Origin of the sequence: Nonomuraea marmarensis (assembly GCF_043197025.1) — a bacterium.
Classification (GTDB): Bacteria; Actinomycetota; Actinomycetes; order Streptosporangiales; family Streptosporangiaceae; genus Nonomuraea; species Nonomuraea marmarensis.
On record NZ_JBICRM010000053.1, the window covers coordinates 23,894 to 47,738 of the forward strand.

The following is a 23,845-nucleotide window of genomic DNA, read 5'->3' on the forward strand; positions in this document are numbered from 1 at the left end:
TCACACCCCCGTCGTGTGGCGGGGGTAGGCGACCTGCGGGTCGGTCGCGATGTTCACCATGTAGGGGATGCCGGAGTCGAAGGCCCGGCGCAGGGCGGGGCCGATCTCCGACGGCTTGGTGACCAGCTCGCCGCCGCCGCCCAGCGCGGTCACGACCTGGTCATAGCGGCACTGCGGCTGCAGCTCGGCGGCCACGTCGTAGCCGTACAGGAGTTGCATGGGGTGCTTCTCCAGGCCCCAGATGCCGTTGTTGCCGCAGATCATGACGACGGGGAGCCGGTGGCGTACGAGGGTGTCGACGTCCATCAGCGAGAAGCCGGCGGCGCCGTCGCCGAGCAGCAGCACCACTTGCGAGGAGGGCCTGGCCAGGCGGGCGGCGATGGAGTAGCCCAGGCCGGTGCCGAGGCAGCCGTACGGGCCCGGGTCGAGCCAGTTGCCCGGCTGCTTCGGCTCGACGTATTTGCCCGCGTAGGAGACGAAGTCGCCGCCGTCGCCGATCACCACGGCGTCGTCGGCCAGCACCTTGCCCAGCTCGCCGTACACGCGCATGGGGTGGATCGGGTCGGAGCCGGCGGCCAGCAGCTCGGCGTCGCCCGCGATGGCCGCCGCGGCCGTATCGGAGAGCTTCGACACCCACGAGGCGTACGTGCCGGGCTTGACCCCCGCGTCCCCGCAGGCCGTGCCCAGGCTCCAGAACACCACCGACAGGTCGCCCGCGGCCGACGCGGCCGGCTGCATGTGCGTGGCGAGCTGCGACGGCGCGTCGGCGATGTGCACCACGCGGGCCAGCGCCGCGCCGTCCTTCCCGCCGAACCACCCGTAGCCGAGCCGGAAGTCGAGCGGGGTGCCGACCACGATCACCAGGTCGGCCTGGGCGAAGGCGAGGCCGCGGGCGCGGGTGACGAGCAGCTCGTGCCCCGACGGCAGGATGCCGCGGCCCTGGCCATTGGGGATGACCGGCAGCCGCCACGTCTCCGCGAAGTCCCGGGCGGCCTCCTCGGCCCGGTCCATCCACACGTCGGAGCCGTACACCAGCACCGGCCGCTCGGCCTCGGCCAGCAGCCGCGCGATGCCGGCCAGGTCGTCGGGGTCGGGCTCGTACGGGGACGGCGTCTGCGTGCGCGCCTCGTGCGGCGGCGAGGGGGCGAACAGGTGGTCCATGTAGAAGTCGACGAAGACCGGGCCGCGGTGGGGCGCGATGGCCGTGCGGAAGGCCGACTCGACGTCCTGCCCGACCGACTCGGCGCCGGACGCGGTGAACGACAACTTGGTGATCGGGGCGAGCAGCGGCGGGTGGTCCATCTCCTGCAGGGCGCCGCTGCCCCAGCGCGACTGGGGTGCCCGGCCGCCCATGACGACCACCGGCGAGCCGTTGAAGTGGGCCGTCGCGACGCCGCTGACGCCGTTGGTGATGCCGGGGCCCGCGGTCAGCACGGCCAGCCCCGGCCTCCTGGTCAGCCTGGCCGTCGCCTCGGCGGCGAAGACCGCGCTCTGCTCGTGGCGTACGTCGAGGATGCGCATGTTCTCGTGCACCGCGCCGTCGTAGAGCGGGAAGACGTGCCCTCCTGAGAGGGTGAACATGGTCTCGACGCCATAGGCCTTGGACACGGCGACGGCGGCGTCACCGGCGTGCTTCGCAGACTCCATGCCGGGAACTTACCAACCGGTCACCGGAGTAAACAGACCTCAAGGATCATCTACAGCACAGGGTCACCACGCCGCTCGGCGCCTTTGCAATGATCTTCCGTGGTGCCGCGGCGTCCTTCCTGACGTCGAGGAAGGTCTCGGCCGCGTCCGCCGTCACCTGGTAGGGCACCGGGGGCACCGCCACCCTGACGTCGCCCGACGTCCTGACGACCGCCTTGACGCTCGTCGGGGCGTTGACGAACGACAGCTCGACGTCGCCGAAGCCCACCTCCACGTCGGCCTGCTCGCCGTCGAGCCCCTCCGCGTCGACCTTGCCCGTGCCGGTCCTGGCCCAGAGGGGGCCGGAGAGGTCGCGTACGTGGACGTTGCCGGACACCGAGCTCAGGCGCACGCTGCCGAAGACGCGGTTGACGTTGAGCTCGCCGCCGGTCGTGCTGGCCTCGATGTCGGTCTCCGGCGGCACGGACACCAGGTAGTCGGCCTGGCAGACGGGGCCGTCCGGCTGGTCGTAGCCGGGGCAGACCGCGTCGAGCCGCAGGGTCCTGGAGCGAATGTCCCAGTCCTCGGTGACGGTCGGCCGGTCCCTCGACCACCGCAACGACCTCTGGATGAGCAGCTCACCGGCCCTGCCCGGCATGATGAACAGGTTCACCTGCCCCTTGCCCGCCTTGACGCGCACCTCCTGCTGGTCGAACGGGATCGACCTCAGGGTGGTGTCGGACGGCGTCCTGGCCCTGGCGAACTCGCGCCAGAGCAGCGCCGTGGACACCAGCAGCGCGAACACCGTCACCACAGCGCCCGCCACCAGCCACGCCGCCCTCACGGCAGGCTCCTGATCTTGAGGAACCGCAGGACCGCGAGCACGCGCCGGTGATCGCCCTCCGCGGGGGACAGGTCGAGCTTGGTGAAGATGTTGCCGATGTGCTTGCCCACCGCCCCTTCGCTGAGCACCAGCGCCTGGCCGATGCCCGCGTTGGAGCGGCCTTCCGCCATCAGCTTGAGCACCTCGTGCTCCCTGGGCGTCAGCCGTTCCAGCGGGTCGCTGTTGCCCCGCAGCAGGAGCTGGGCGACCACCTCCGGGTCGAGCGCGGTGCCGCCCGAGGCCACCCTGCGCAGCGCGTCGAAGAAGTCGGTCACGTCCGCCACCCGGTCCTTGAGCAGGTAGCCGACGCCACCGGTCGCGGCGGAGGCCAGGAGCTGGGCGGCGTAGCGCTCCTCGACGTACTGCGAGAGCACCAGGACCGCCAGGCCCGGCTGCTGGCGGCGCAGCACGAGCGCGGCCCGCAGCCCCTCGTCGGTGTGCGTGGGCGGCATCCTGACGTCCGTGATCACCAGCTCGGGACGGTGCTCCTCGGCCGCCCGCAGCAGCCCCTCGGCCTCGTCCACGGCCGCCACCACCTCCATGCCCGCGGCGTCCAAGAGCCGGATCAGGCCCTCGCGCAGCAGCACGGAATCCTCCGCGAGCACTACTCGCACGGCAGCTCCACCTCGATCGTCGTAGGCCCGCCGAGCGGGCTGGACAGCCGCAGCGACCCGTCGACCGAGTCGATCCGCTGGGCCAGGCCGCGCAGCCCGGTGCCGCCGTCCAGCCTGGCACCGCCGCAGCCGTCGTCGTACACGAGCACGTGCAGGCGGTCGCCCGCGCGCCGCACCTTCACCTCGGCCTTGGTGGCCGCGGCGTGCTTGGCGATGTTGGTCAGTGCTTCGGACACGGTGAAGAACGCCACCGCCTCGATGGTCGGAGAGGTACGCCGCTCGATGTCGACGTGCAGCCTGACGGGGAAGGGGGCGCGGGCGGCGACCCCAGACAGCGCCGCGTCCAGGCCCTGGTCGTTGAGCACGGCGGGATGCAGCCCGCGGACGAAGTCGCGCAGCTCCTTGAGCGCCTGCTTGGCCTCCTCGTGCGCCCGCTCGATGGCCTCGCGGGCCGGCTCCGGCAGGTCGGTCAGGGTGGCCCGGGCCAGGCCCAGGTTCATGGCGAGCGAGACGAGCCGCTGCTGGGCGCCGTCGTGCAGGTCCCGCTCGATCCTGCGGCGCTCGGCGTCGGCCGCGTCGATCACGCCCGCCCGGCTCTCGGTCAGCGTCTCGATCCGCTGCCCCAGCTCCGAACGGCTCGGCCCGAGCAGAGTCCGCGCCACCGACAGGTCCAGCGCCGCCATGCCCCGGGCCAGGACGGGCGCGAGCAGCAGCAGCACGAACCCGACCACCATGAAGACGGCCAGCACTCTGTTGTTGCGCAGATCGAAGACGAACTCCAGCGGCGGCTGCTGCAGCTTCGGCGCGAGGAACGACGACAACCCCACGATCGCCCCGCCCCACACCGCCGCCACCAGGAACGCGGCCGCGAAGCTCACGAACGGGGACAGCAGGTGGTAGCCGATCTGCCGCCACGTGGCCGGGCTGCGCCAGTTGCTCGGCGTACGCACGGGCGGGATGTGCGCGCCGAGGAAGGCCGCGAACCTGGAGCGCTGCACCCTCGTGCACCACGGCATGCCGCGCCGCAACAGGGGAGGCGACACGACCAGTACGAGCGTCAGCCCGCCGAGCACCACGGCGACCGGTAGCCCGATCATCACGTGGGCCGTGTCGAGCCAGGCCCGTGCCGACCACGGACGGGGGACTTTCATTCCTCAACGGTATTGACTGGCGCGTAGGACGCGAAATGGGTTTGGTGTGCTGATGGATGGTAGGGCTAGCCCCACCCTTCACAGGGACGCCCTGAACTCCGAGGGATCGAACGTGCCCCCCAGCGTGGCGCCCAGCCCGTGACGAGCCACCCGCGTGAACGCCTCCCCGCCGAGACTCCCCGCCCCCTCAGGCAGCGCCCCGGCCAGCGGGCGCGCGGCCAGCATCTCCAGATCGGCCACGTCGCTCCGCTCCGCCACTCCAGGCTCGTACGGCCACCGCCCGATGACGAGCCCGGCCAGGTCGAGCCCGCGATGGGCGAGCGCCTCCAGGGTGAGCGCGGCGTGGTTGACCGCCCCGCCCCCGACCCCCGCGACGACGAGGACCTGCGCATCCAGCAGCCTGGCCAGATCGGCGATCGTCGCGCCGTCCTCGTCGAACCGCACCAGCAGCCCCCCGGTCCCCTCCACGACCACCAGCCGGTTGCTCTCGGCCAGCTCCCGCACCGTCAGGGCGGCTCCCGCCAGCGACACCGGCGGCAGCCCCGCGGCCCTGGCGGCGGCGGCCGGGGACAGCGGATCGGGGAACCGGCTGAGCTCGAACGTGGTCGTGACCCCGGACAGCCGGATCACGTGATCGAGATCACCCGCCTCGCCGGGCCCCACCCCGGTCTGCGCCGGTTTGACCACGGCGACGGCGGCCCCGCGCTCCCTGGCCAGCGCCGCGACGGCCGCCACCACGACGGTCTTGCCCACGCCGAGGTCGGTGCCGGTCACGACGAGAACGCTCATGCACCTCAGCCTAGGAGGCGGCCCCTCACGGACGGCGCAGGCGCGTGACGAACTTGTAGCGGTCGCCCCGGTAGAGGGACTGCGCCCATTCGACGGGGTTCCCGTCGGCGTCGAAGGCGTGGCGGGTGAGCAGCAGCATCGGCAGGCCGACGTCGACGCCGAGGGCCTTGGCGTCGTACGGGGTGGCCAGGACGGTCTCGATGATCTCCTCGGCGTCCGTGAGGCGCACGTTGTAGGCGTTGTGCAGCGTCTCGTACAGCGACGCGTGCACCTCCAGCTCCCGCCGCAACCGCGGGAAGCGGCGCGCGGACAGGTGGGTGGTGTCGATCGAGACCGGCTCGCCGTTGGCCAGCCGCAGCCGGTGGATGCGCAACACGCGCCCGCCCGGGTTGATGGCCAGGCGGCGCGCCAGCGCCTCGTCCGCGGTGACGTAGCCGATCTCCAGGATCTTGGTGTCCGGCTCCAGGCCCGCCGTGCGCAGATCGCCGATGTACGAGGTCAGCTGCAGAACCTGCGCCACCTTCGGCTGGGCCACGAACGTGCCCTTGCCCTGGATACGCAGCAGCCGCCCCTCCACCACCAGCTCCGTCAGCGCCTGCCTGACCGTGGTGCGCGAGGTCTCGAAGCGGACGGCCAGCGTGCGCTCGGGCGGCAGCGCGGTGCCCGGCGGGAGGGTCTTGGTGAGCTCGAGCAGGCTGCGTTTCACGTCGTAGTACTTCGGTACGCGGGGGCTGTCGTCCGTCACGCTCTCACCTTCACTTCTGCCACGGCGGTGAGGGCGTGTCTGATCACCGCGAGATCATCGGAACTCACTTTGGCCCGAGCGGTCAACCGCGGGCGCGAGCGGCCGTTCGGCGCCCAGCGCGTGCGGCCCCTAGCACGCGCGGATCCGGGCAGCTCAGGTTGAATGTGCAGGATATCGACAGCCGCGTGCATGATCACAACCGAGGCCGCTGCGGTGGCCGCGTCCAGCGGCCCACCGCAGGTAGCGGTCACTTCACCTACGCGAGCAGCCGTGTCGCGGAGGAACCACCTGCCCGTGTAGATCACCTCCGGCAAGCCCCGCGCAGTGGTACGTGTGATGGTTCTCACAATATGAGATTTCACAAGAAGTCCAGTTGGGTGCACCATGCCGTATCCGTCTTCACTGTGCGAGTGAGCGGGCGTGCGTTCATCCGGGGGTCGGTTTGGTTCTTGCGGGGGAAAGCACGCATGATGCAGACGTGCCGACTCTCAGCGACCTCGTCGCCCGCCACACCGCGCTCGACGCGGCGGACCTCGACTGGCTGCACTCGCTCGTCTCCGACTGGCAGCTGCTGGCCGACCTGTCCTTCGCCGACCTCATCCTGTGGGCGCCGCTGCTGGGAGAGAACGGCTGGATCGCGATCGCGCAGATGCGCCCCACGACCGGGCCCACCGTCTACCACGACGACATCGTCGGCACCGTCGCCGCCAAGGGCGAGCGCTACCTCATCGACACCGCCTGGAACGAGCGCCGCATCTGCCGCGAGGGCGACCCCGACTGGTCGACCGGCGTGCCCGTCCGCGAGGAGACCATCCCGGTGCGCAGGGCCGTCGAGGGCGGCGAGGGGCGCTTTCTCGCCGTGATCCAGCGCTCCACGAACCTGTCCTCGGCCCGCACACCCTCCCGCCTGGAGCTGACCTACCTCCAGAGCGCCTCCGACCTGGCCCAGATGGTGGCCGAGGGGCGCTTCCCGTTCTCCGGCGAGGAGCCGATCCTGGTCCGCTCGCCGCGCGTCGGCGACGGCTTGCTCAGGCTCGACCGGGCCGGGCGCGTCACGTACGCGTCGCCGAACGCCCTGTCCGCCTACCGCCGGCTCGGCCTGCACGCCGACCTGGTCGGGGCCGAGCTCGGCCGGGTCACTGCCACGCTGTGCTACGCCGACGAGCCGATCAACGAAGACCTGATGATCGTGGCCAGCGGGCGGGCGGCGAAGGAGACCGAGGTCGAGTCCGGCGGCACGATCGTGCAGCTCAGAGCCATCCCGCTGATCGTCGGCGGCGGGCGGATCGGCGCGCTGGTGCTCATCAGGGACGTGACCGAGCTGCGGCGGCGCGAGCGCGAGCTGATGACCAAGGACGCCACGATCCGCGAGATCCACCACCGGGTGAAGAACAACCTGCAGACCGTGGCCGCCCTGCTCAGGCTGCAGGCCAGGCGGCTGCAGGTGCCCGAGGGCCGGGAGGCGCTGGAGGAGGCGGTACGCAGGGTCGGGTCGATCGCGATCGTCCACGAGACGCTGTCTCATACGCCCGAGGAGTTCGTGGACTTCGACGAGATCGCCGACCGGGTGATCGCGATGGCCGGAGAGGTGTCGGCGGCGGAGGCCGCCGTCACGCCCCGGCGGGTCGGGGGGTTCGGGGTGCTGCCCTCGCTCATCGCCACGCCGCTGGCCATGGCGCTGACGGAGCTGCTGCAGAACGCGTTGCAACATGGGCGGCCCAAGAAGCTGGAAGTGCTGGTCGAGCCCGCCCTCGACCGGCTCAACGTCATCGTGCGGGACGACGGCCGCGGCCTTCCCCGTGGGTTCGACCTCGACAGCTCCACCAGTCTGGGGCTGCAGATCGTCCGTACGCTGGTGGAAGGGGAGCTGTCCGGCAGGCTCTCGGTCGAACCGCGCCTGGAGGGCGGCACGGAGGCCACGCTGTCGATCCCGCTCCCGGCGGCCTGACCGGCCCCTAGAGGGCCCATAGAGGGAAGGTCAGGCGGTGGCGCGGGCGCGGGCGCGAGCCGAGCGGCGCTTGAGAGCGCGGCGTTCGTCCTCGCTCAGACCGCCCCAGACGCCGGCGTCCTGGCCGGACTCCAGCGCCCACTTCAGGCAGGCTTCCACGGCCGAGCACGACCGGCAGACCTGCTTGGCCTCCTCGATCTGCATGAGTGCCGGGCCGGAGTTGCCGATCGGGAAGAAAAGCTCGGGGTCCACGTCACGGCAGGCAGCTCGGTGGCGCCAGTCCATGCGTCCACTCCTTAGTAGATGGAGCCTTTGGTCGGCTCCGTGCGGCTACTACTTTGTGAAGAGTTTCACTAACTTGCGCGAACAAGACCCGGACCCTGTCAGGACCCGGGGTTGCCCCGCATGACGGCCGGAGAACCTTGGGGTTGTTAAAGGTCCTACGTTCCGACGTCAGTGTTGAGCCTGTCAGCCACGCTGAGTGCACGCAAGAGGGTTGGCGGTAAGTTTTGGCCGTTATGAATGTCGGATGCGTCACACAATGACCGAATGTAACTATCTAGACCAGAACTTGTAACGCGTTCGGTGTAGCCCGGAATGTTACGGATTCGCGTTCGCCCAGGTAGTCGCCGTCCAGTTGGAAGGCCACCGGGCGGCGCGCGGTGAGCGTGAACTCGGCCTCGTCGTGGAGCTGGACGAGGTGCCGGCCGGACGGAAGTGCCTCACTCTGCGTGAGAATGTTCCGGAGCACTGCGGCGATGGAGAGCGGGCCCATGCGCCGCAGCCCCAGCAGGTCTAGCCCGGTCTCGAAGCTGGCCCACGGGGTGGGGGTCACGGGCTTGTTGCCGACGTACGTCCACGGCGAGGTGTTGGAGATGATCGCCATGAACAGCCCCTCGACGGCAGGGATCCCGGGGCCGGTCAGCGTCATCGCTGGATGCCGCTTGTCCGTGGCCAGATAGTGCCTTAGAGCCGTGTTCACATACCGCGTAGGGGTAGCTTTGCGGCCGGTGCCCCGCAGGCCCTCTACGGCCCGTACAACCTCGGCGTCGTATCCCATGCCCGAACAGAACGTGAAATATCGGCTTTGCCCCTCCCAAAGGGCTTGCCCCAAACCCACGGTCCTGCGCCGGTCCTCCCTGAGCGCCTCCAGCACGGCCCCCGTGGACTCCACCGGATCGTTCGGCAGCCCCAGCGCGCGGGCGAACACGTTCGCGCTGCCGCCGGGGATGACGATGAGCGCGGGCCGCCCGGCGCTCGGGTCGCCGCCCGGCGGGACCTCGTCGCCGTTGACCGGGTTGAGCAGGCCGTTGACGGTCTCGTTGATCGTCCCGTCGCCGCCGAGCACCGCCACCACGTCGTATCCCTTGGAGCGCGCGGTGGCGGCCAGCGCCGCCGCGTGGCCCCGGTAGCGGGTCTCCTCGACGGAGAGCTCCACGGCCGCGCCGAGCGCGCGGATCAGCACGTTACGCGTACGGGCGTTCGTCGTGGTGGCCTTGGGATTGACCAGCAGCATCGCGCGCATAACGCCAGCGTAGTCGCTGATCGTTGTCCGCCTTATCGGCCGAACGTCCTATTTCCCGCATCCTGCGAGAAGCGCATTAGGCTACAGGGCGTGAACCATCGCCAGGATCCACCTACGGTCGCGAGCATTCGGGTGGCACACCCGCGACGGCCCCGCCCGGTCTCCCTCGTCATCGCGGCCGCCATCGTCGCCCTGGAGGGTCTCGTGGCGCTCGGCCTCGGGGTCTACGTGGGGGTTGAGGCCCTGGCCGGCACCTCGGACAACCTCACCACCGCCCTCGCGGAGGCGGGGTTCGGCGCGCTGGTCGGAGCGGGGCTGCTCTGGGTGGCGTGGGGCGGGCTGTTCAAGATCGAGCGGTGGGGGAGGTCGCCGGGCGTCGTCGCCCAGATCTTCATGCTGCCGGTCGCCGTCACGCTCATCCAGTCGGACCAGCCGCAGCTCGGGATCCCGCTGATCGTGGTCGCCCTGGCCGGGCTCGGCACGCTGCTGGCGCCCCCCACCACACACGCCCTCTACGGCGACGGCTAGTCGTCGGCCGTCAGGCCTTCTCGCAGCTGGGCGAGCGTGCGGGCGAGCAGGCGCGAGACGTGCATCTGCGAAATGCCCAGCTCGGTGGCGATCTGCGACTGCGTCATGTTGCCGAAGAAGCGCAGCAGCAGGATGCGCTTCTCACGCGGCGGCAGGCGTTCGAGCAGCGGTTTGAGCGACTCGCGGTATTCGACGCCCTCGAGCGATTCGTCCACGATGCCGAGCGAGTCGGACACCGCGGGCGCGTCGTCGTCGCCGGAGTCGGGCGCGTCGAGCGACACGGTCGAGTAGGCGTTGGCCGACTCGAGGCCCTCGAGCACCTCCTCCTCGGTCATCTTCAGGTAGGAGGCCAGCTCGGCCACGGTCGGGGCCCGGCCCTCGCGCTGCGACAGATCGCTGATCGCCTTGGTCAGCGAGAGCTTGAGCTCCTGCAGGCGGCGCGGCACGCGGACCGCCCAGCCCTTGTCACGGAAGTGGCGCTTGATCTCGCCCACGATGGTGGGCGTGGCGTAGGTGGAGAACTCCACCCCGCGGTTGAGGTCGAAACGGTCGATGGACTTGATCAGACCGATGGTGGCGACCTGGGTCAGGTCGTCGAGCCACTCGCCCCGGTTGCGGAAGCGGCGAGCCAGGTATTCGACCAGGGGAAGGTGGAGCTCGACCAGCTCATCCCTGATGCGCTGGCGGCGCGGCTCCTCGGGGCCCAGCTCGGCCAGCTCGGCGAAGAGCATGCGAGCGCGCACCCTGTCGGGCACGGCGTGTTCGCTGGTGGCCATGGCTCCAGTCCTTTCCGTCACGCCGGCCTCGCTGCGCCTCGGCGCTTACGCAGGACGATCGCCATGCGATCGGGGGAGTCGGTCACCGCGTCGACGTCGTCGGCCAGGGCGGTCAGCACCATCCAGGCGAAGTCGTCACGTTTGGGCGCGGCACTGCCGACCGTCGCCACCTCGACCCTGACCTGCATCTCATGCCCGGTCAGCTCGAACTCGGCGGTCAGGTCGGTGCCGGGCACCGCCTCGCTCAGCAGCATGGCGCACGCCTCGTCGACCGCGATCCGCAGATCCTCGATCTCGTCGAGCGTGAAGTCAAGCCGCGCCGCCAGCCCGGCGGTGGCCGTACGCAGCACGGACAAGTAGGCGCTCGCGGCGGGGAGCCTGATGCTCACCACGTCGCGGATGCCTGCCTCGCCCTCCGCGCGCGTCTCGGTTTCCTCGGTCACGTTCCTCCTCGCGTTTCCGACGCCAACTGCAACTTACCGCCCCTGAGAGGTGGTTGGACGAATCAGACTCGCCATCAAGGGAAAAGGCTCTGCACGGTCCCCGACCGCACAGAGCCTTATGTGCCGTTTTAGGCGGCCTTGGTCTCCCAGAAGATCTTGGAGATCTCGTCGATCTTGCCCAGCAGGTCCTCGGCCTTGCCGACGTCGACGGTGCCCTTGGCGCCGGCGGCGCCCGCGAGCTTTGTGGCGTCCCAGAAGAGCTGGTGGAGCTGAGGGTACTGCTCGAGGTGCGGCGGCTTGAAGTAGTCGGTCCACAGCACCCACAGGTGGTGCTTGACGAGCTCGGCGCGATCCTCCTTGATGGACAGCGCACGGGCGCGGAAGACCGGGTCGTCGTTGCCGGCGTACTTCTCCATGATCGCCTTGACCGACTCGGCCTCGATGCGGGCCTGAGCGGGGTCGTAGACGCCACAGGGCAGGTCGCAGTGTGCGGAAGCGACATGCTTGGGTCGTAGCAGTCGTGCGAGCATCAGAAAGTCCTTCCGTGATGCTGAATCAGCTTGGTCCACAACCGACCTTACTCGGGTCCGAACGCCTGCGGAGCAGGGGGTCACAGCCCATGAGAGTGCGTGTCGAGGGCGATTCGATGCGCCCCGCACTGGTTCCCGGCGACTGGCTTCTCGTACGCCGGGGAGCCGTCGTGCATCCGGGCGATCTCGTGGTGGCCAGGCTCCCGGGCGATCCCGACCAGCTCATCGTGAAACGGGCACAGTGGCACGGCGCGGACGGATGGTGGCTGGAGAGCGACAACCAGCGGGCCAGCGGGCGGCGCGACAGCTGGGACTTCGGGCCGGTGCCCGACATCGTCGGACGGGTGGTGCTGCGCTACTGGCCGCTGCGGCGGCGGGGGCGTTAGGAGGCGTTTCGTTGCCGGGCGCGGAAGGCGGCCACGTTCGCGCGGCTGGCGCAGCGGGCCGAGCAGTAGCGGCGGGAGCGGTTGGTAGAGGTGTCCAGGAAGGCCCGCTCGCAGCGCGGGTCCCGGCACCGGCCGAGCCGGTCCACGCCCAGCTCGGCCACGACCGCGGCCAGGCCCATCACGGCGCTGGCGGCCGAGTCCTCGGCCAGGTGGAGATGCCAGCCGCGGCCGTCGTGGTCGGTGAGCTGGGGGCGTACGGGGTAGCGCACGAGCAGGGCGTTGAGCAGTTCGACCGCGGCTCGCTCGTCGTCGGCCGCGTCGAACACGGCGGCCAGCTCGTCGCGCAGCCCCCTGAGCTCGGGCGGCGGGTCGGGATCGTTGGCCAGCCGGACCGCCCACTCGGCGTAAGAGGTGAGGTCCATTGAGGACCATTACACCAGAGGGCGGGGCGCCTCGTGGAGTGCCCCGCCACCCCCCGGCTACCCCTCTGGGTGGAGGACGCGGTGGAGGAATGCGCGGGTGCGGTCATGGCGGGGTTCGCCGATCACCTGGGCCGGGTCCCCGTCCTCGACGACCACGCCGCCGTCCATGAACACCACCCGGTCCGCCACCTCACGCGCGAAGCCCATCTCGTGGGTGACCACGAGCATGGTCATGCCCTCCTCCGCCAGCTTGCGCATGACGGTGAGCACGTCCCCGACCAGTTCGGGGTCGAGCGCCGAGGTGGGCTCGTCGAACAACATCAGGTCCGGGTTCATGGCCAGCGCCCTGGCGATCGCCACCCGCTGCTGCTGCCCGCCCGAGAGCTGGCCCGGCAGGGCGTCGCACTTGTCGCCGACGCCGACCTTGGCCAGGTTCTCCCTGGCGACGACCTCGGCTTCCTTCCTGCTGCGCCGCAGCACCCGCTGCTGCGCGATCATCACGTTCTGCAGCGCGCTCATGTGCGGGAACAGGTTGAACTGCTGGAAGACCATGCCGATGTGCCGGCGTACGGCGTCGATGTCCACGTCGCGGTCGGTGAGCTCGACGCCCTTGACGAACACCTTGCCCGCGGTCGGCTGCTCCAGCATGTTCACGCAGCGCAGCAGGGTGGACTTGCCCGAGCCCGACGGGCCGATGACGCAGACCACCTGGCCGGGATCCACCGTCATGTCGATGCCCGTGAGCACCTCGTTCTTGCCGAAGTATTTGTGCAGATCTTGCAGTTCGATGGCGTGCGTCATCGGTTCCTCCCCTTACGTCCCTCCAGCCGGGACGCGAGGTATCCCAGCGGGATCGTGACGATCAGGTACGTCACGCCCGCGACCATGATGGGGGTGGCGTTGGCGTACTGGGAGGCCAGGTCGTTGCCGAACTTGGCCAGCTCCACGTACTCGCTGGACACGCCCAGGAACAGCACCAGCGAGGAGTCCTTGAGCAGCGCCACGAACTGGTTGGTGGTCGGCGGGATGACCAGGCGCATGGCCTGCGGGATCACCACCGTGAACTGGGCGCGGGTGGCGGACATGCCCAGCGACCTGGCGGCCTCGGTCTGCCCCTTGGGCACGGCCTGCAGGCCCGCGCGGAAGACCTCCGCCTGGTAGGCCGCGCCGATCACGCCGAGGCCGAGGGCGACCTGGCCGTAGGTGCCGAAGGGCACCTGGAAGCCCGGCAGCGCCAGCGGCAGGAAGGTGATCATGATGAAGATCAGCAGCGCGGGCAGCCCTCGGAAGATCTCGATGTAGACGATCGCGATCCAGCGGTAGGGCCGGACCGGCGACAGCCGCATGAGCGCGAGGAGCAGGCCCACCACGAACGAGAAGACGAATCCGCTGACCGTGTAGATGATCGTGTTCCGCAGCGCGATCGTGAACAGGTCGGGCAGCGCCTGGCGGGCCACGTCGAGCTTGGCGAAGTTCTGCGCCAGGCTCCCCCAGTCGGCGTAGAACGCCAGGGCGACGAGCGCGGCGACCAGGACGACGTACTGGATGCCCCGGCTGACCTGCTGCTTCTTCCGAGGGCTGAGCTTCGCGCGGGCGGGCTCAGCCGTCTTCGGCTGGTCGGCCATGGATCAGCCCAGCTCGCCGGGCTTCTTGCCGAACCACTTCACGAAGATCTTCTCGTACGTGCCGTCGGACTTGGCCTTGGCGATCTCGTCGTTGATCGTCTTGAGCAGGACCGGGTCGGCGCCCTTCTTCAGGCCGATGCCGTACTGCTCGCCGGTGTCCAGGCTGCCGATCAGCTCGAACTTCGCGGCGATGTCCGGCTTCTTCAGCCAGGTGAGCACGACCGGCAGGTCCTGGACGATCACGTCGGCCTGCCCGGCCTGCAGAGCCAGCAGCTCCTTGGCGGAGTCGGCGTACTCGGTGGGGTCGAAGCCCTGCTTCTTGACGTAGTCGAGGCCGGTGGTGCTGGCCTGGGCGCCCAGCTTGAGGCTCTTGGCCTTGACGTCCGCCAGCGACGCGGCGCCCGTGCCCTTCTTGGCCAGCAGCGCCTGCGTGGCGTCGAAGTACGGGTCGGAGAAGTCGATGTTCTTCTGGCGATCGGGGGTGATGGTCATGCCGGCGGCGGCCACGTCGCACTTGTTCGCGGCCATCGCGGCACCGCTCTTGATCACCGCGAAGTCGATATCCACGATGTTCTGGGTCACGCCCAGCTTCTTCGCGGCGAGGTCGACGATGTCCACGTCGAACCCGACGATCTTGCCGCTCGAGTCCTTGAACTGGAACGGCTCGTACGGGATGTTGGTGCAGACCGTGAGCTTGCCGGGCTGGACCAGCTTGACGCCGCCCGCCGCGGAGGCGCTCGCGCTGGTCGTGCCGGAGCTCGAGCCGGTCTCGCCGCCGCACGCGGTCAGCGTGAGAGCAGCGGTCAGGGCGAGCGCGCCGGCGGCGTAGCCACGGCGGCCCTTGGGGCTGAGGGCCATGTACGGCCTCCTCGATGTGAAATGCCACGAAACTTGCGTTCTGTGCAGTTTAGATGGGGTTTTGCGGCGGTCCGTCATCGGACATTTAACGATGCGTCAACGGAACGACGTCGGCCCTACCGCCGAACGCCATCTCACCATGTGGCAAGATGAGCAGACGGGTGACCCCCGATACCCCCTCTGAGGCGACCGACGAGGGGATCCTGGCAGCTACCGAAGCCAGCCCGCTCGAGTTCGTCCGCCGAAGGTTTCTTCCGCTTCCGATGACTACAGGGGTCGCTGTGGCTGCCACGCCCGCTTCTGCTTCCGTCGAAAAACTCGATCTCGACCCGGCCTTCGCGTTGCACCGCGGGGGCAAGCTCGAGGTCCGCTCCACCGTTCCGGTCCGCGACGCGGACGACCTGTCGCTCGCCTACACGCCCGGCGTCGCCAGGGTCTGCACCGCCATCGCCGAAACGCCCTCGCTGGCCCAGGACTACACCTGGGTCTCCAACGTGGTCGCCGTCGTCACCGACGGCACCGCCGTGCTCGGCCTGGGCGACATCGGCCCCTCGGCCGCCATGCCGGTCATGGAGGGCAAGGCGCTGCTGTTCAAGGAGTTCGCGAACGTCGACGCCGTCCCCCTCTGCCTCGACTGCACCGACGTGGACGCAATCGTCGAGACCGTCGTGCGCCTCGCGCCGTCGTTCGGCGGCATCAACCTGGAGGACATCAGCGCACCTCGCTGCTTCGAGGTCGAGGACCGGCTGCGCGAGCTGCTCGACATCCCGGTCTTCCACGACGACCAGCACGGCACCGCCATCGTGGTGCTCGCCGCCCTCCAGAACGCCGCCCGCCTGACCGGGCGCACCCTCGGCGACCTGCGCGCGGTCGTGGCCGGTGCGGGCGCGTCCGGCGTCGCGGTCACCCGCATCCTGCTGGAGGCGGGCATCGGCGACATCGCGGTCTCCGACTCCAAGGGCATGATCCACGAGGGCAGGGAGGACCTCAACCCGGTCAAGCAGGCGCTCGCCCGCGACACCAACCGCGCCGGCCACACCGGCTCCACGGAGGAGGCCCTGGCGGGCGCCGACCTGTTCGTCGGGCTGTCCGGATCCACCCTCTCCGAGCGGGCCATCGCCGCCATGGCCCCCGACGCCATCGTGTTCGCCCTGTCCAACCCGACGCCGGAGGTCCACCCCGAGGTGGCCGCCAGGCACGCCAGGGTCGTGGCCACCGGGCGCTCCGACTTCCCCAACCAGATCAACAACGTGCTGGCGTTCCCCGGGGTGTTCCGCGGCGCCCTGGACGTGCGGGCCACCACCATCACCGAGAACATGAAGGTGGCCGCGGCGAACGCGCTGGCGGGCGTCGTCGGGGACGACCTCGCGGCGACGTACATCCTGCCGAGCCCGTTCGACGACCGGGTCGCGCCCGCCGTGACGGCCGCGGTGGCCGGCCAGGCGCGCGCCGACGGCGTCGCCCGCGTCTGACCTGTTCCGGAGTTCTTGAGCGAGGGCCTTTTCAGGCCCTCGCTTTTACCGTCCTGCCCCTGGTCGGGGTGGCCTTCTGCTTACTCGGCCAGGCCCTGGGCAGGCGAGTCCCCGTCCTGGAGAAAGGGCTGCCGTGCCGGTCGGCGGTGGGAGTGGGATGGAGTTTGGGTGTCCTTTGGGAACTGCCATAAATCCTTTACGCAAGGTGCTATAACAGTAGCTCTCTGTAAGGATGTGGGCGCCGACTCCTGTGACGAGGAAAGCGATGGAACGCGAGCCTAATCGACTGCTGCAGCAGCTCATCGCGGAGGCGGGTTTTTCCCACAAGGGATTGGCCAGGCGCCTCAACGAACTGGGCGCCGCACGCGGCACTCCCGGCCTCAGATACGACCACAGCTCAGTCCTGCGCTGGATCGGAGGCCAGAGGCCGCGTGACCCGGTGCCCTGCCTGCTCGCCGAGATTTTCGCGCTGCGGCTGGGCAGGCCGGTGACCTCGGCAAACCTGGGAATGCCGGCCAACATCACACCCCTCGATCTCGGACAGGAGTTCACGCACACGTGGCAGGAGGGGGTCGCGACTGTGACGGCGCTGTGGCGGGCCGATGTGGAGAGAAGGAGGTTCCTGATCGACTCGACGTTCGCGATTGGAGCAGGCTCCGTGGGAGCCATACGCTGGTTGACGTCCCCGGCTGAGGGACGCCCGAGTGGCAGGGGTGCGCGGCGGGTGGGCCGCGCCGACATCGCCGCTATCGATGAGGTCACCCGATCGTTCGGTGAGCTCGACAACCGCTTCGGCAGCGGCCGGGTCCGCTTGTCCGTGATCAAATACCTCGACACCGCCGTCGCACCCCTGCTCAAGGGCGGCTCGTACGGCGCCTCCACCGGCAGGCAGCTGGCCGCCGCGGCCGCCGAGCTGACCCGCCTGGCGGGCTGGATGGCCTACGACATGGAGCAGCACGGTCTCGCCCAGCGCTACCTGATCCAGGCCCTCCGCCTGGCCAGGGGCGCCGACGACCACACCCTGGGCGGCGAGATCCTGGCGGGGATGGCACACCAGGCCATCTACATGGGCCAACCGGCCCACGCCCTCGACCTGGCCAGGGCCGCCCAGCTCGCGGCCCGCAGGGCCGGCGTCCACACCCTGCTGGCCTCCGCGCACGTCCTGGAGGCCCACGCGCACGCGAGCCTGGGCGACCCCCGCTCCTGCGGCGCCTCCCTGCACGAGTCGGAGTGCGCCTTCGACGACCGCAAGCCCGCCGAGGAGCCCAAGTGGCTCAGCTACTTCGACGAGGCCTACCTGTCGGCCAAGTTCGCCCATTGCTTCCGGGACCTGGGGGAGGGCGAGCGGGCCGTACGCATGGCGCGGCGCTCGCTCGACATGGACTCCCGGTATGTCCGGGGGCGGATGTTCAACCTGTCGCTGCTGGCCGCCGGGCTGCTGCAGAGCGGGGAGCTGGAGGAGGCGTGCTCGGTGGCGGACCAGGCCCTGACGCTGGCCGGTGAGCTGCAGTCGGCTCGGTCGCGGTCGTATGCGGCCGATCTGCGGCGGCGGCTGGAGCCGTACAAGGACGAGCGTGTTGTGCTGGCGCTGCGCGAGCGGGAGCTCACTTCGGCCTGAAGCACGAAACGGCCCGGCCCTGTTCTGGGCCGGGCCGTTCGTTGTCCTTACCCTTTACTTGAGCAGCTCGCCGTGGGGTCCGACGATGGACTTGGTGGCGGCGTAGTTGGCCTTGTTGTAGACGTCGGCCACCTCGCTGTCGAAGATCGCCGAGCTGATGAAGTCGATCCGGCCGTTGCCGTCGTTGTCGTGGAACATGCTGGTCACGCCGTTGACGTAGCCGGTGCGCTTGCCGTTGTTGTACTTCATGAGCCAGGGACCGCCGTCGGCGCCGCCGGTCATGGAGCACTTGAGGACCTGGTGCGTGTCCACCCTGAAGGTGTTGACCTGGTAGGTCTTGGTGCCGGTCTTGCCCGCGCACCACTTGGGGGTGACGCCGGTGAACGCCTTGTCACCGTCGGGGTGCGGGTCCGCCGGGTAGCCGAAGGCGGTCACGGTCTGGCCCAGGGGCTGGTTCCAGGCGACACCCTGCCCGCCGACAACGTCACCGAGCCGGCCGAGGTCCTTGGCGAAGCCGATGATGTAGTGAGCTTCGTAGTACTTGCGTGAGGTGCCGGGCTTGACCCACTTCTGGGTGTAGTAGTGGGTGATGGTGTAGTTGCCAAGCTTGTCGGGGCCGGTGCCCTTGTCGCCAGGTCCCCGGTAGGCATCCCACTGCGGCTTGGTGACCTGCTCCACCACCGGCTCGCCGAACTTGAACCCCTGGCCCTTGCCGATCTTGGCGTCCTTGTACGTGGTCGCGTTGACTTCCACCTTCTCCAGGACGGCGCCGGGGTAGTCGGGGCCGACCAGGTCCGCCGGCTTGTCCTCGCCCTCCGACCAGCATTCGCCGAGGTTCAGCTGGCACTTGAGGAATTCCTGGGCGTTGATCTCGCGCGGCTTGACCCACTTGTCGCCCGCCCACGCCTTGAACTGGTTGTGGGACACTTCCTTCTCGCCGGCCAGCGAGAAGCCGTTGTGGACCGCCACGAAGGCGAAGTCGCCGTCGTAGTCGTCGTAGGTGTCAAGGTCATAGGCGGTGAAGGCGTAGGCGCCCGCGTAGACGCCCCAGGGGGCCTTGCCCTGGTAGTAGCCGGGGACGAACACCCACTTGTCGTAGACGTCGTCCTTGCCGTTCGCGAAGACGCAGTGGCCCGCGGTGGCGACCAGGTTGCGGTTCCTGGACTGGATGGAGGTGGCCGAGCACCAGCGGTAGTGCCCCGACTTGTCGAGGAAGAAGACCTTGCCGATGGTCTTGGGCAGGTTGACGTTCTTGGCGGTGCTGGGCTTGCTGGTGGTGGTCGGGCCGGTCATGCCGGGCTTGCCGTCAGGGGCACCCTTGCTCTGCGAGGTGACGAGCTTGGGCACGTCCTGGGCGTCCAGGTGGTACTGAGTGGCCTTGCGCAGGGCGGCACCGTTGGAGTCGAGCCAGAAGTAGGCGGCTCCGTACGCGTCCGCGGGCTTGGGCTGGAGGTTGTCGGTGGCCCATCGCGGTTCGGCGCTGGCGGGCTGGACAAGTACGGCGGCACTCAGGCCGGCGACGGCGAGGGGGATGAGCAGGCGCTTCACGGAAGGCTCCACAGTTGTCAAAAAGGGTGTAAGGACCCTATCGACCCTTTAGTCACTCTGGTAAGGGGAATTAGCAAATTTCACCAGAAAGGCCGAAGGGGCCCGGCGGATGCCGAGCCCCTTCGGATGGTGCGTTCGAACGATGACCAGGTCGTCGTTCGGGGTCCGCAGCGAACTACGGGATGAGCTTGCCCGACCACACGGCCGCAGCGGCCGAGTAAACGGTCTTGGTCTCACCGTCGAAGTACGGCGAGGTGATCGTGTCGTAGCGCTTGTTGTCGTTGGTGTCAGCGATGAGGCTGGTGACACCGTTGACGTAGCCGAGACGCTTGGTGTTGCTGTACTTGTACAGCCACGGGCCACCGTCGTAGCCGCCGGTCACGGCGCACTTCAACGAGACCTGCTCCTCGACCTTGTACTTGGCGATCTGGGTGCTCTTCGTGCTGGTCTTGCCATAGCACCACTTCGGCGTGACACCCGTGTAGGGCTTGTTGCCGTCGGGGTGCGTGCCCTGCGGGTAACCGAACGTCCGGACGTACTTGCCGGTCGGCTGGTTCCACGCGAAGCCCTGGCCACCGACGTTGTCGCCAAGACGACCGACGCTCTTCAGCTCGTGAACCACGATGTAGAAGTCCGTGCGGAAGTACTTGCGCTCGGTGCCCGGCTTGTACCACGCCTGCACGTAGTAGTGCGTGATGGTGGAGTTGGTCCGCTCGTCCAGCTTGACGGTCCCGGGGTACTTGGCCGCGTTTTCCTTCTGTCCGTCCAAGTACGCGAGGGCGTCCTTGTAGGTCACGTTCTCGACGATGGGCTCGCCGAACTTGAACCCGTTGCCCTTGCCGACCTGGGCCGCCTTGTAGACGCCCTCGGAGACCTCTACCTTGGTCACCTCGGCACCAGGGAAGTCCGGACCGGCGAGCTCGGCCTGGGTGCCCTTCTGGCGCCAGTAGTAGTCGGTGGTCTTCGGGTCGAGCTTGCCCTTCCGGTACTCGTCCCGGGAGACCTCTACGTCCTTGGCCTCCTTCTCGCCCTTGTAGGCGTCGAACTCGGCCTTGGTGACCTTCTTCGGCTGGTACAGCGTGCCGCCGATGCCGTCGTAGACGGTGACGAAGGCGTAGTCGCGGTCGAAGTCCTCGTACACGTCGAAGTCGTAGTGGGTGAAGGCCTGCTTACCCACGTAGACGCCCCAAGGAGCCTTGCCCTGGTAGTAACCGGGGACGAAGACCCAGCGGGACACGACCTCGTCGTTGGCCGCGATGTCGTAGACGCAGTGACCGGCCGTGGCGACCAGGTTCTTGTACGACGACTGGATCGAGGTGCCGGAGCACCAGTAGAGCTTGCCGTCACGGCCCTCGAAGAAAACCTTACCGATGGTCTTCGGCAGGTTCACGTTCTGAACCTTGGCGGTGGTCTTCTTCTCTTCGCCGATCGGAGCGGTGGAGCCAGGCTTGGTGTCCGGCGTATAGCCGCCCCTGCTGGCGATCTTCGAGACCTCAAGAGAGTCCGGGCTGAACGCCACAGCGCCCTTCAGCGCCGCGTTGTTCGACTTGGTCCAGAACTCCAGGGTCTCGGCCGCCTTCGCCGCGCTCGCGGCCAGGGGGTCGGTCGCGACGGTGTCGTCGGCCTGAGCGGTGCCGGCCAGACCAGCAGCCAGCAGGCCAGTGGCCAGAATGGCGCCACTGACGGGGAGGAGGATGCGCTTCAAGGTAACTCCTTGCGCTGTCGTGGAACGCTTCTTGCGTCCCATGCGTCAGTAAAGGGATAGCCAGGAACATACAGTGTCGATCTTGATCTCGGGTAGCCGCTTTGATGGGAAAAGATGCGACAAGCCGGACGTGATCGTTCTGTGATGTTTAAGTGGCTGATGCGCAGGAGTTGAGCGAAGCTCGCCTTATGACTGTTTGCCCTGATCAGCATAAGGATGTTGTTAGTGTGACTCTGGGGGCTGGAGCCTCCTCATGATCCGACTCGATCGGACGATGTGACGCAGATCACAGTAAGTTCGTGGCACCGTCTTGGCGCGGTGTGCGTCCAAGCGCCCTCACATTCGGGCGAAAAGCAGAAGGGCCCGGCGGATGCCGAGCCCTTCGCTTGTAACGGTCATACGAACGGTTTAGGGCCGGTCGCTATCCGTCACTAGACAATCTTGCCGGACCACGAAGCCGCAGCAGCCTTGTAGACGGTGTTCGTCTCGCCGTCGAAGTACGGCGACGAGATGTAGTCCACGCGACCGTTGGCGTCCTGGTCGTTGAACGTGCTGACGACACCGTTCAGGTAACCGAGGCGCTTGGTGTTGCTGTACTTGTACAGCCAGGGGCCACCGTCGGCGCCCTCAGTGAACGCGCACTTGAGGGCGAGGTGCTCCTCGATCTTCTTGGCGGCAGAACCGACCAGCTTGCCCGAAGTCTTGCCGTAGCACCACTTCGGCGTAACCCCGGTGTAGTTCTTGTTGCCGTCAGGGTGCGGCGCGGCCGGGTAGCCGAACACGCGGACGTACTTGCCAGTGGGCTGGTTCCACGCGAAGCCCTGACCGCCGACGTTGTCACCGAGACGACCCGCGTCCTTGGCGAAGCCCTCGATGATGAAGAAGACGGTCTTGTAGTACTTGGTGTCCGAACCGGGCTTGTACCACTGCTGGACGAAGTAGTGCGTGATCGTCCAGTTGCCGCGGTCATCCTTGACGACTGTGGCCGGGTACTTCTCCGGGTCCTTCTTCTGGTTCTCGAGGTAGGCCGCAGCCTGAGGGTCGGTCACGATCTCGGTGATGGGCCCACCGAACTTGAAACCGTTGCCCTTGCCGACCTTCGCAGCGTCGTAGACGGCCTTGGTGACTTCCACCTTGCCAACCTCGGCACCCGGGTAGTCGGGACCGGTCGCCTCAGGCGCCGTGCCCTCCTTGATCCAGTAAGCCTCGGTCTTGGTCGGGTCGAGAACGCTCTTGTCGAACTCTTCCTTGCTGATCTCGACGTCCTTGGCGTCCTTGATGCCCGTGTACTTGTCGAAGTCGGCCTTGGAGACCTGCTTGGCGGTGCCACCGCCGAGGCTGACGCCGTTGTACACGGTCACGAACGCGTAGTCGCGGTCGTAGTCCTCGTAGACGTCGAAGTCGTAGTGGGTGAAGGCCTGCTTACCCACGTAGACGCCCCAAGGAGCCTTGCCCTGGTAGTAACCGGGGACGAAGACCCACTTGCCCAGCAGGGCCGAGTCGGTCGCGGTGTCGTACACGCAGTGACCGGCCGTGGCGACCAGGTTGCGGTACTGCGACTGGATCGAAGTGGCGGAGCACCACTTCTTCTCGCCCTTGCTGTTGACGAAGAACACCTTGCCGATGGTCTTCGGCATATTGACGTTCTGCGTCTTCGAGGTGGTCTTCTTCTCCTCGCCGATCGGCTGGGTGGAGCCCGGCTTGGTGTCCGCGCTGTAGCCACCCTTGCTCTGCAGCTTGGCGACGTCAGCCTTGTCCCAGACGTTGGACTCCTTGGCCGCCTTCAGGGCAGCACCGTTGTTCTCCGCCCAGAAGTCAGCGACTGCCTTGGCGTTGGCCGCGCTCGCCGCCATCGCGTCGGTGGCGACGTCGCTGTCGGCCTGAGCGGTGCCGACCAGGCCGGCAGCCAGAAGGCCGGTAGCCAGAATGGCGCCACCGGCGGGGATGAGGATGCGCTTCAAGGGAACTGCTCCTTGCTCTGTCGTGGGTCGCATCGTGCGTCCCATGCGTCAGTAAAGGGATGGCAAGGAACATAGCGCGGTGATCTCCGCAGGTGGAAGCCGTTCCGAGGGATCTGGTAGTTGCCCTTACCGCCGTTACCGTGCTGTTACCAGTCAGAGATCTTTGCGGCCAGTGATCGGGAGGTTACGTTTTCGCAGGGTATGCGGGGGATGTTGCTGATGGGGCGAAAGTGCCGTTAGTGCACCAACACGTACAGTAGTGGGTGAAATGTGACTCAGATCACAGGAACCAGATTGGAACCTGTCGCGTCTAAATCGGTCCATTTCTCACAGGAGATCTTCAGGTTCGAGCCTGTGACGTTCAGGTTTCACAGCTTGGCCCGGTTTGAGACCTCCATCGGGCCCCGCTTTGTCCCGTCGGAAGGTGAGAATCGGGCGGATTCTTGAGGAGCGATGTGGCTGCGGGAGCGGCAGGCCGGGGGGCGCTACATATGAGCGTCGTGTGGTCCCGCATATATAAGGCGTGCGGTTCCCTCCTGATGGCGGCGGGATCGCGCACCAAACATGTCAACGGCCAAGTGCGTGTCGCCGCTGGTGGCCATGTAGAAGTCCCCGCCTCTTCGTAGTTGACTACTTCTTGATCAGGCGTGCTGGTGTCCTGGTTCGTGCCTGTTTCATCCGGAAGGACTCGC

The 23,845-nt window shown here is 68.2% G+C and carries 23 protein-coding genes; 5 read left to right on the forward strand and 18 right to left on the reverse strand.

The window, feature by feature from the left end:
* The 6 genes from ACFLIM_RS46440 to ACFLIM_RS46465 all read right to left on the reverse strand — a co-directional run bounded on the left by ACFLIM_RS46440 (window position 1) and on the right by ACFLIM_RS46465 (window position 5,808).
* On the reverse strand, window positions 1-1,647 hold the full coding sequence (locus ACFLIM_RS46440) for an acetolactate synthase (RefSeq protein WP_393176589.1): 1,647 nt from the start codon (window positions 1,645-1,647) through the stop codon (window positions 1-3).
* Between the two features lie 46 nt (window positions 1,648-1,693).
* Window positions 1,694-2,470 carry a DUF4097 family beta strand repeat-containing protein gene (locus ACFLIM_RS46445; RefSeq protein ID WP_393176591.1) on the reverse strand — a complete coding sequence of 259 codons (777 nt, stop codon included), beginning with the start codon at window positions 2,468-2,470 and terminating at the stop codon, window positions 1,694-1,696.
* Complete coding sequence (locus ACFLIM_RS46450; protein ID WP_393176593.1) at window positions 2,467-3,123, reverse strand: response regulator transcription factor; 657 nt, start codon at window positions 3,121-3,123, stop codon at window positions 2,467-2,469. The genes ACFLIM_RS46445 and ACFLIM_RS46450 overlap by 4 nt, the downstream gene beginning before the upstream one ends.
* Entirely contained in the window at window positions 3,114-4,274 is a 1,161-nt protein-coding gene (locus tag ACFLIM_RS46455) for a sensor histidine kinase (RefSeq protein ID WP_393176595.1), read from the reverse strand. The genes ACFLIM_RS46450 and ACFLIM_RS46455 overlap by 10 nt, the downstream gene beginning before the upstream one ends.
* A 78-nt stretch (window positions 4,275-4,352) precedes the next feature.
* Entirely contained in the window at window positions 4,353-5,063 is a 711-nt protein-coding gene (bioD, locus tag ACFLIM_RS46460) for a dethiobiotin synthase (RefSeq protein WP_393176597.1), read from the reverse strand.
* Window positions 5,064-5,088: 25 nt separating this feature from the next.
* Window positions 5,089-5,808 carry a GntR family transcriptional regulator gene (locus tag ACFLIM_RS46465; RefSeq protein ID WP_393176599.1) on the reverse strand — a complete coding sequence of 240 codons (720 nt, stop codon included), beginning with the start codon at window positions 5,806-5,808 and terminating at the stop codon, window positions 5,089-5,091.
* 478 nt (window positions 5,809-6,286) lie between these two features.
* Here ACFLIM_RS46465 and ACFLIM_RS46470 point away from each other — a divergent pair, with 478 nt between their 5' ends.
* Window positions 6,287-7,756 carry a histidine kinase N-terminal domain-containing protein gene (locus ACFLIM_RS46470; protein ID WP_393176601.1) on the forward strand — a complete coding sequence of 490 codons (1,470 nt, stop codon included), beginning with the start codon at window positions 6,287-6,289 and terminating at the stop codon, window positions 7,754-7,756.
* Between the two features lie 30 nt (window positions 7,757-7,786).
* Here ACFLIM_RS46470 and ACFLIM_RS46475 read toward each other — a convergent pair whose 3' ends face one another.
* Window positions 7,787-8,041, reverse strand: coding sequence for a WhiB family transcriptional regulator (locus tag ACFLIM_RS46475; RefSeq protein WP_393176603.1), 255 nt, complete (start codon window positions 8,039-8,041; stop codon window positions 7,787-7,789).
* Between the two features lie 274 nt (window positions 8,042-8,315).
* Window positions 8,316-9,281 (reverse strand): diacylglycerol/lipid kinase family protein, encoded by a 966-nt coding sequence (locus ACFLIM_RS46480; protein ID WP_393176605.1) that lies wholly within the window; start codon window positions 9,279-9,281, stop codon window positions 8,316-8,318.
* Window positions 9,282-9,413: 132 nt separating this feature from the next.
* Between ACFLIM_RS46480 and ACFLIM_RS46485 the strand changes: the two genes are divergently transcribed.
* Window positions 9,414-9,809 carry a hypothetical protein gene (locus ACFLIM_RS46485; RefSeq protein ID WP_393176607.1) on the forward strand — a complete coding sequence of 132 codons (396 nt, stop codon included), beginning with the start codon at window positions 9,414-9,416 and terminating at the stop codon, window positions 9,807-9,809.
* Here ACFLIM_RS46485 and ACFLIM_RS46490 read toward each other — a convergent pair.
* The 3 genes from ACFLIM_RS46490 to sodN form a co-directional block, all read right to left on the reverse strand.
* Window positions 9,806-10,585: an RNA polymerase sigma factor SigF gene (locus ACFLIM_RS46490; RefSeq protein ID WP_171074665.1), complete on the reverse strand. Its 780-nt coding sequence runs from the start codon at window positions 10,583-10,585 to the stop codon at window positions 9,806-9,808. The two genes, ACFLIM_RS46485 and ACFLIM_RS46490, sit on opposite strands and share 4 nt — an antisense overlap.
* A 17-nt stretch (window positions 10,586-10,602) precedes the next feature.
* Entirely contained in the window at window positions 10,603-11,028 is a 426-nt protein-coding gene (locus tag ACFLIM_RS46495) for an anti-sigma factor (RefSeq protein ID WP_393176609.1), read from the reverse strand.
* Between the two features lie 128 nt (window positions 11,029-11,156).
* Complete coding sequence (sodN, locus tag ACFLIM_RS46500) at window positions 11,157-11,558, reverse strand: superoxide dismutase, Ni (RefSeq protein WP_393176611.1); 402 nt, start codon at window positions 11,556-11,558, stop codon at window positions 11,157-11,159.
* A 17-nt stretch (window positions 11,559-11,575) separates the two neighbouring features.
* Between sodN and ACFLIM_RS46505 the strand changes: the two genes are divergently transcribed.
* Complete coding sequence (locus tag ACFLIM_RS46505; RefSeq protein ID WP_393176633.1) at window positions 11,576-11,944, forward strand: S24 family peptidase; 369 nt, start codon at window positions 11,576-11,578, stop codon at window positions 11,942-11,944.
* Here the strand turns inward: ACFLIM_RS46505 and ACFLIM_RS46510 are convergent.
* The 4 genes from ACFLIM_RS46510 to ACFLIM_RS46525 are packed head-to-tail and all read right to left on the reverse strand — an operon-like array spanning window position 11,941 to window position 14,849.
* Window positions 11,941-12,366 (reverse strand): CGNR zinc finger domain-containing protein, encoded by a 426-nt coding sequence (locus tag ACFLIM_RS46510; RefSeq protein ID WP_393176613.1) that lies wholly within the window; start codon window positions 12,364-12,366, stop codon window positions 11,941-11,943. The genes ACFLIM_RS46505 and ACFLIM_RS46510 overlap by 4 nt on opposite strands.
* A gap of 57 nt (window positions 12,367-12,423) precedes the next feature.
* On the reverse strand, window positions 12,424-13,167 hold the full coding sequence (locus ACFLIM_RS46515) for an amino acid ABC transporter ATP-binding protein (protein ID WP_393176615.1): 744 nt from the start codon (window positions 13,165-13,167) through the stop codon (window positions 12,424-12,426).
* Window positions 13,164-13,991, reverse strand: a complete 828-nt coding sequence (locus ACFLIM_RS46520; protein ID WP_393176617.1) for an amino acid ABC transporter permease — start codon at window positions 13,989-13,991, stop codon at window positions 13,164-13,166. The genes ACFLIM_RS46515 and ACFLIM_RS46520 overlap by 4 nt, the downstream gene beginning before the upstream one ends.
* Window positions 13,992-13,994: 3 nt before the next feature.
* A complete protein-coding gene (locus ACFLIM_RS46525; RefSeq protein ID WP_393176619.1) occupies window positions 13,995-14,849 on the reverse strand; it encodes an ABC transporter substrate-binding protein in 855 nt (284 codons plus the stop codon).
* Between the two features lie 263 nt (window positions 14,850-15,112).
* Here ACFLIM_RS46525 and ACFLIM_RS46530 point away from each other — a divergent pair, with 263 nt between their 5' ends.
* Window positions 15,113-16,321 carry an NAD(P)-dependent malic enzyme gene (locus tag ACFLIM_RS46530; protein ID WP_393176621.1) on the forward strand — a complete coding sequence of 403 codons (1,209 nt, stop codon included), beginning with the start codon at window positions 15,113-15,115 and terminating at the stop codon, window positions 16,319-16,321.
* A 265-nt stretch (window positions 16,322-16,586) separates the two neighbouring features.
* Complete coding sequence (locus ACFLIM_RS46535; RefSeq protein ID WP_393176623.1) at window positions 16,587-17,939, forward strand: hypothetical protein; 1,353 nt, start codon at window positions 16,587-16,589, stop codon at window positions 17,937-17,939.
* Between the two features lie 54 nt (window positions 17,940-17,993).
* Here ACFLIM_RS46535 and ACFLIM_RS46540 read toward each other — a convergent pair whose 3' ends face one another.
* The 3 genes from ACFLIM_RS46540 to ACFLIM_RS46550 form a co-directional block, all read right to left on the reverse strand.
* A complete protein-coding gene (locus tag ACFLIM_RS46540; protein ID WP_393176625.1) occupies window positions 17,994-19,487 on the reverse strand; it encodes a hypothetical protein in 1,494 nt (497 codons plus the stop codon).
* A 175-nt stretch (window positions 19,488-19,662) separates the two neighbouring features.
* Window positions 19,663-21,192, reverse strand: coding sequence for a trypsin-like serine peptidase (locus ACFLIM_RS46545; RefSeq protein ID WP_393176627.1), 1,530 nt, complete (start codon window positions 21,190-21,192; stop codon window positions 19,663-19,665).
* A gap of 431 nt (window positions 21,193-21,623) precedes the next feature.
* Window positions 21,624-23,153, reverse strand: coding sequence for a trypsin-like serine peptidase (locus ACFLIM_RS46550; protein WP_393176629.1), 1,530 nt, complete (start codon window positions 23,151-23,153; stop codon window positions 21,624-21,626).
* Window positions 23,154-23,845 lie beyond the last annotated feature (692 nt).

Coding starts and splice junctions, on each gene's coding strand:
- ACFLIM_RS46520 (WP_393176617.1), bottom strand. CDS start 13,991: ATGGCCGACCAGCCGAAGACGGCTGAGCCCGCCCGCGCGAAGCTCAGC.
- sodN (WP_393176611.1), bottom strand. CDS start 11,558: ATGCTCGCACGACTGCTACGACCCAAGCATGTCGCTTCCGCACACTGC.
- ACFLIM_RS46525 (WP_393176619.1), bottom strand. CDS start 14,849: ATGGCCCTCAGCCCCAAGGGCCGCCGTGGCTACGCCGCCGGCGCGCTC.
- ACFLIM_RS46475 (WP_393176603.1), bottom strand. CDS start 8,041: ATGGACTGGCGCCACCGAGCTGCCTGCCGTGACGTGGACCCCGAGCTT.
- ACFLIM_RS46535 (WP_393176623.1), top strand. CDS start 16,587: ATGGAACGCGAGCCTAATCGACTGCTGCAGCAGCTCATCGCGGAGGCG.
- ACFLIM_RS46505 (WP_393176633.1), top strand. CDS start 11,576: ATGCTGAATCAGCTTGGTCCACAACCGACCTTACTCGGGTCCGAACGC.
- ACFLIM_RS46490 (WP_171074665.1), bottom strand. CDS start 10,585: ATGGCCACCAGCGAACACGCCGTGCCCGACAGGGTGCGCGCTCGCATG.
- ACFLIM_RS46515 (WP_393176615.1), bottom strand. CDS start 13,167: ATGACGCACGCCATCGAACTGCAAGATCTGCACAAATACTTCGGCAAG.
- ACFLIM_RS46480 (WP_393176605.1), bottom strand. CDS start 9,281: ATGCGCGCGATGCTGCTGGTCAATCCCAAGGCCACCACGACGAACGCC.
- ACFLIM_RS46455 (WP_393176595.1), bottom strand. CDS start 4,274: ATGAAAGTCCCCCGTCCGTGGTCGGCACGGGCCTGGCTCGACACGGCC.
- ACFLIM_RS46440 (WP_393176589.1), bottom strand. CDS start 1,647: ATGGAGTCTGCGAAGCACGCCGGTGACGCCGCCGTCGCCGTGTCCAAG.
- bioD (WP_393176597.1), bottom strand. CDS start 5,063: ATGAGCGTTCTCGTCGTGACCGGCACCGACCTCGGCGTGGGCAAGACC.
- ACFLIM_RS46530 (WP_393176621.1), top strand. CDS start 15,113: ATGACTACAGGGGTCGCTGTGGCTGCCACGCCCGCTTCTGCTTCCGTC.
- ACFLIM_RS46510 (WP_393176613.1), bottom strand. CDS start 12,366: ATGGACCTCACCTCTTACGCCGAGTGGGCGGTCCGGCTGGCCAACGAT.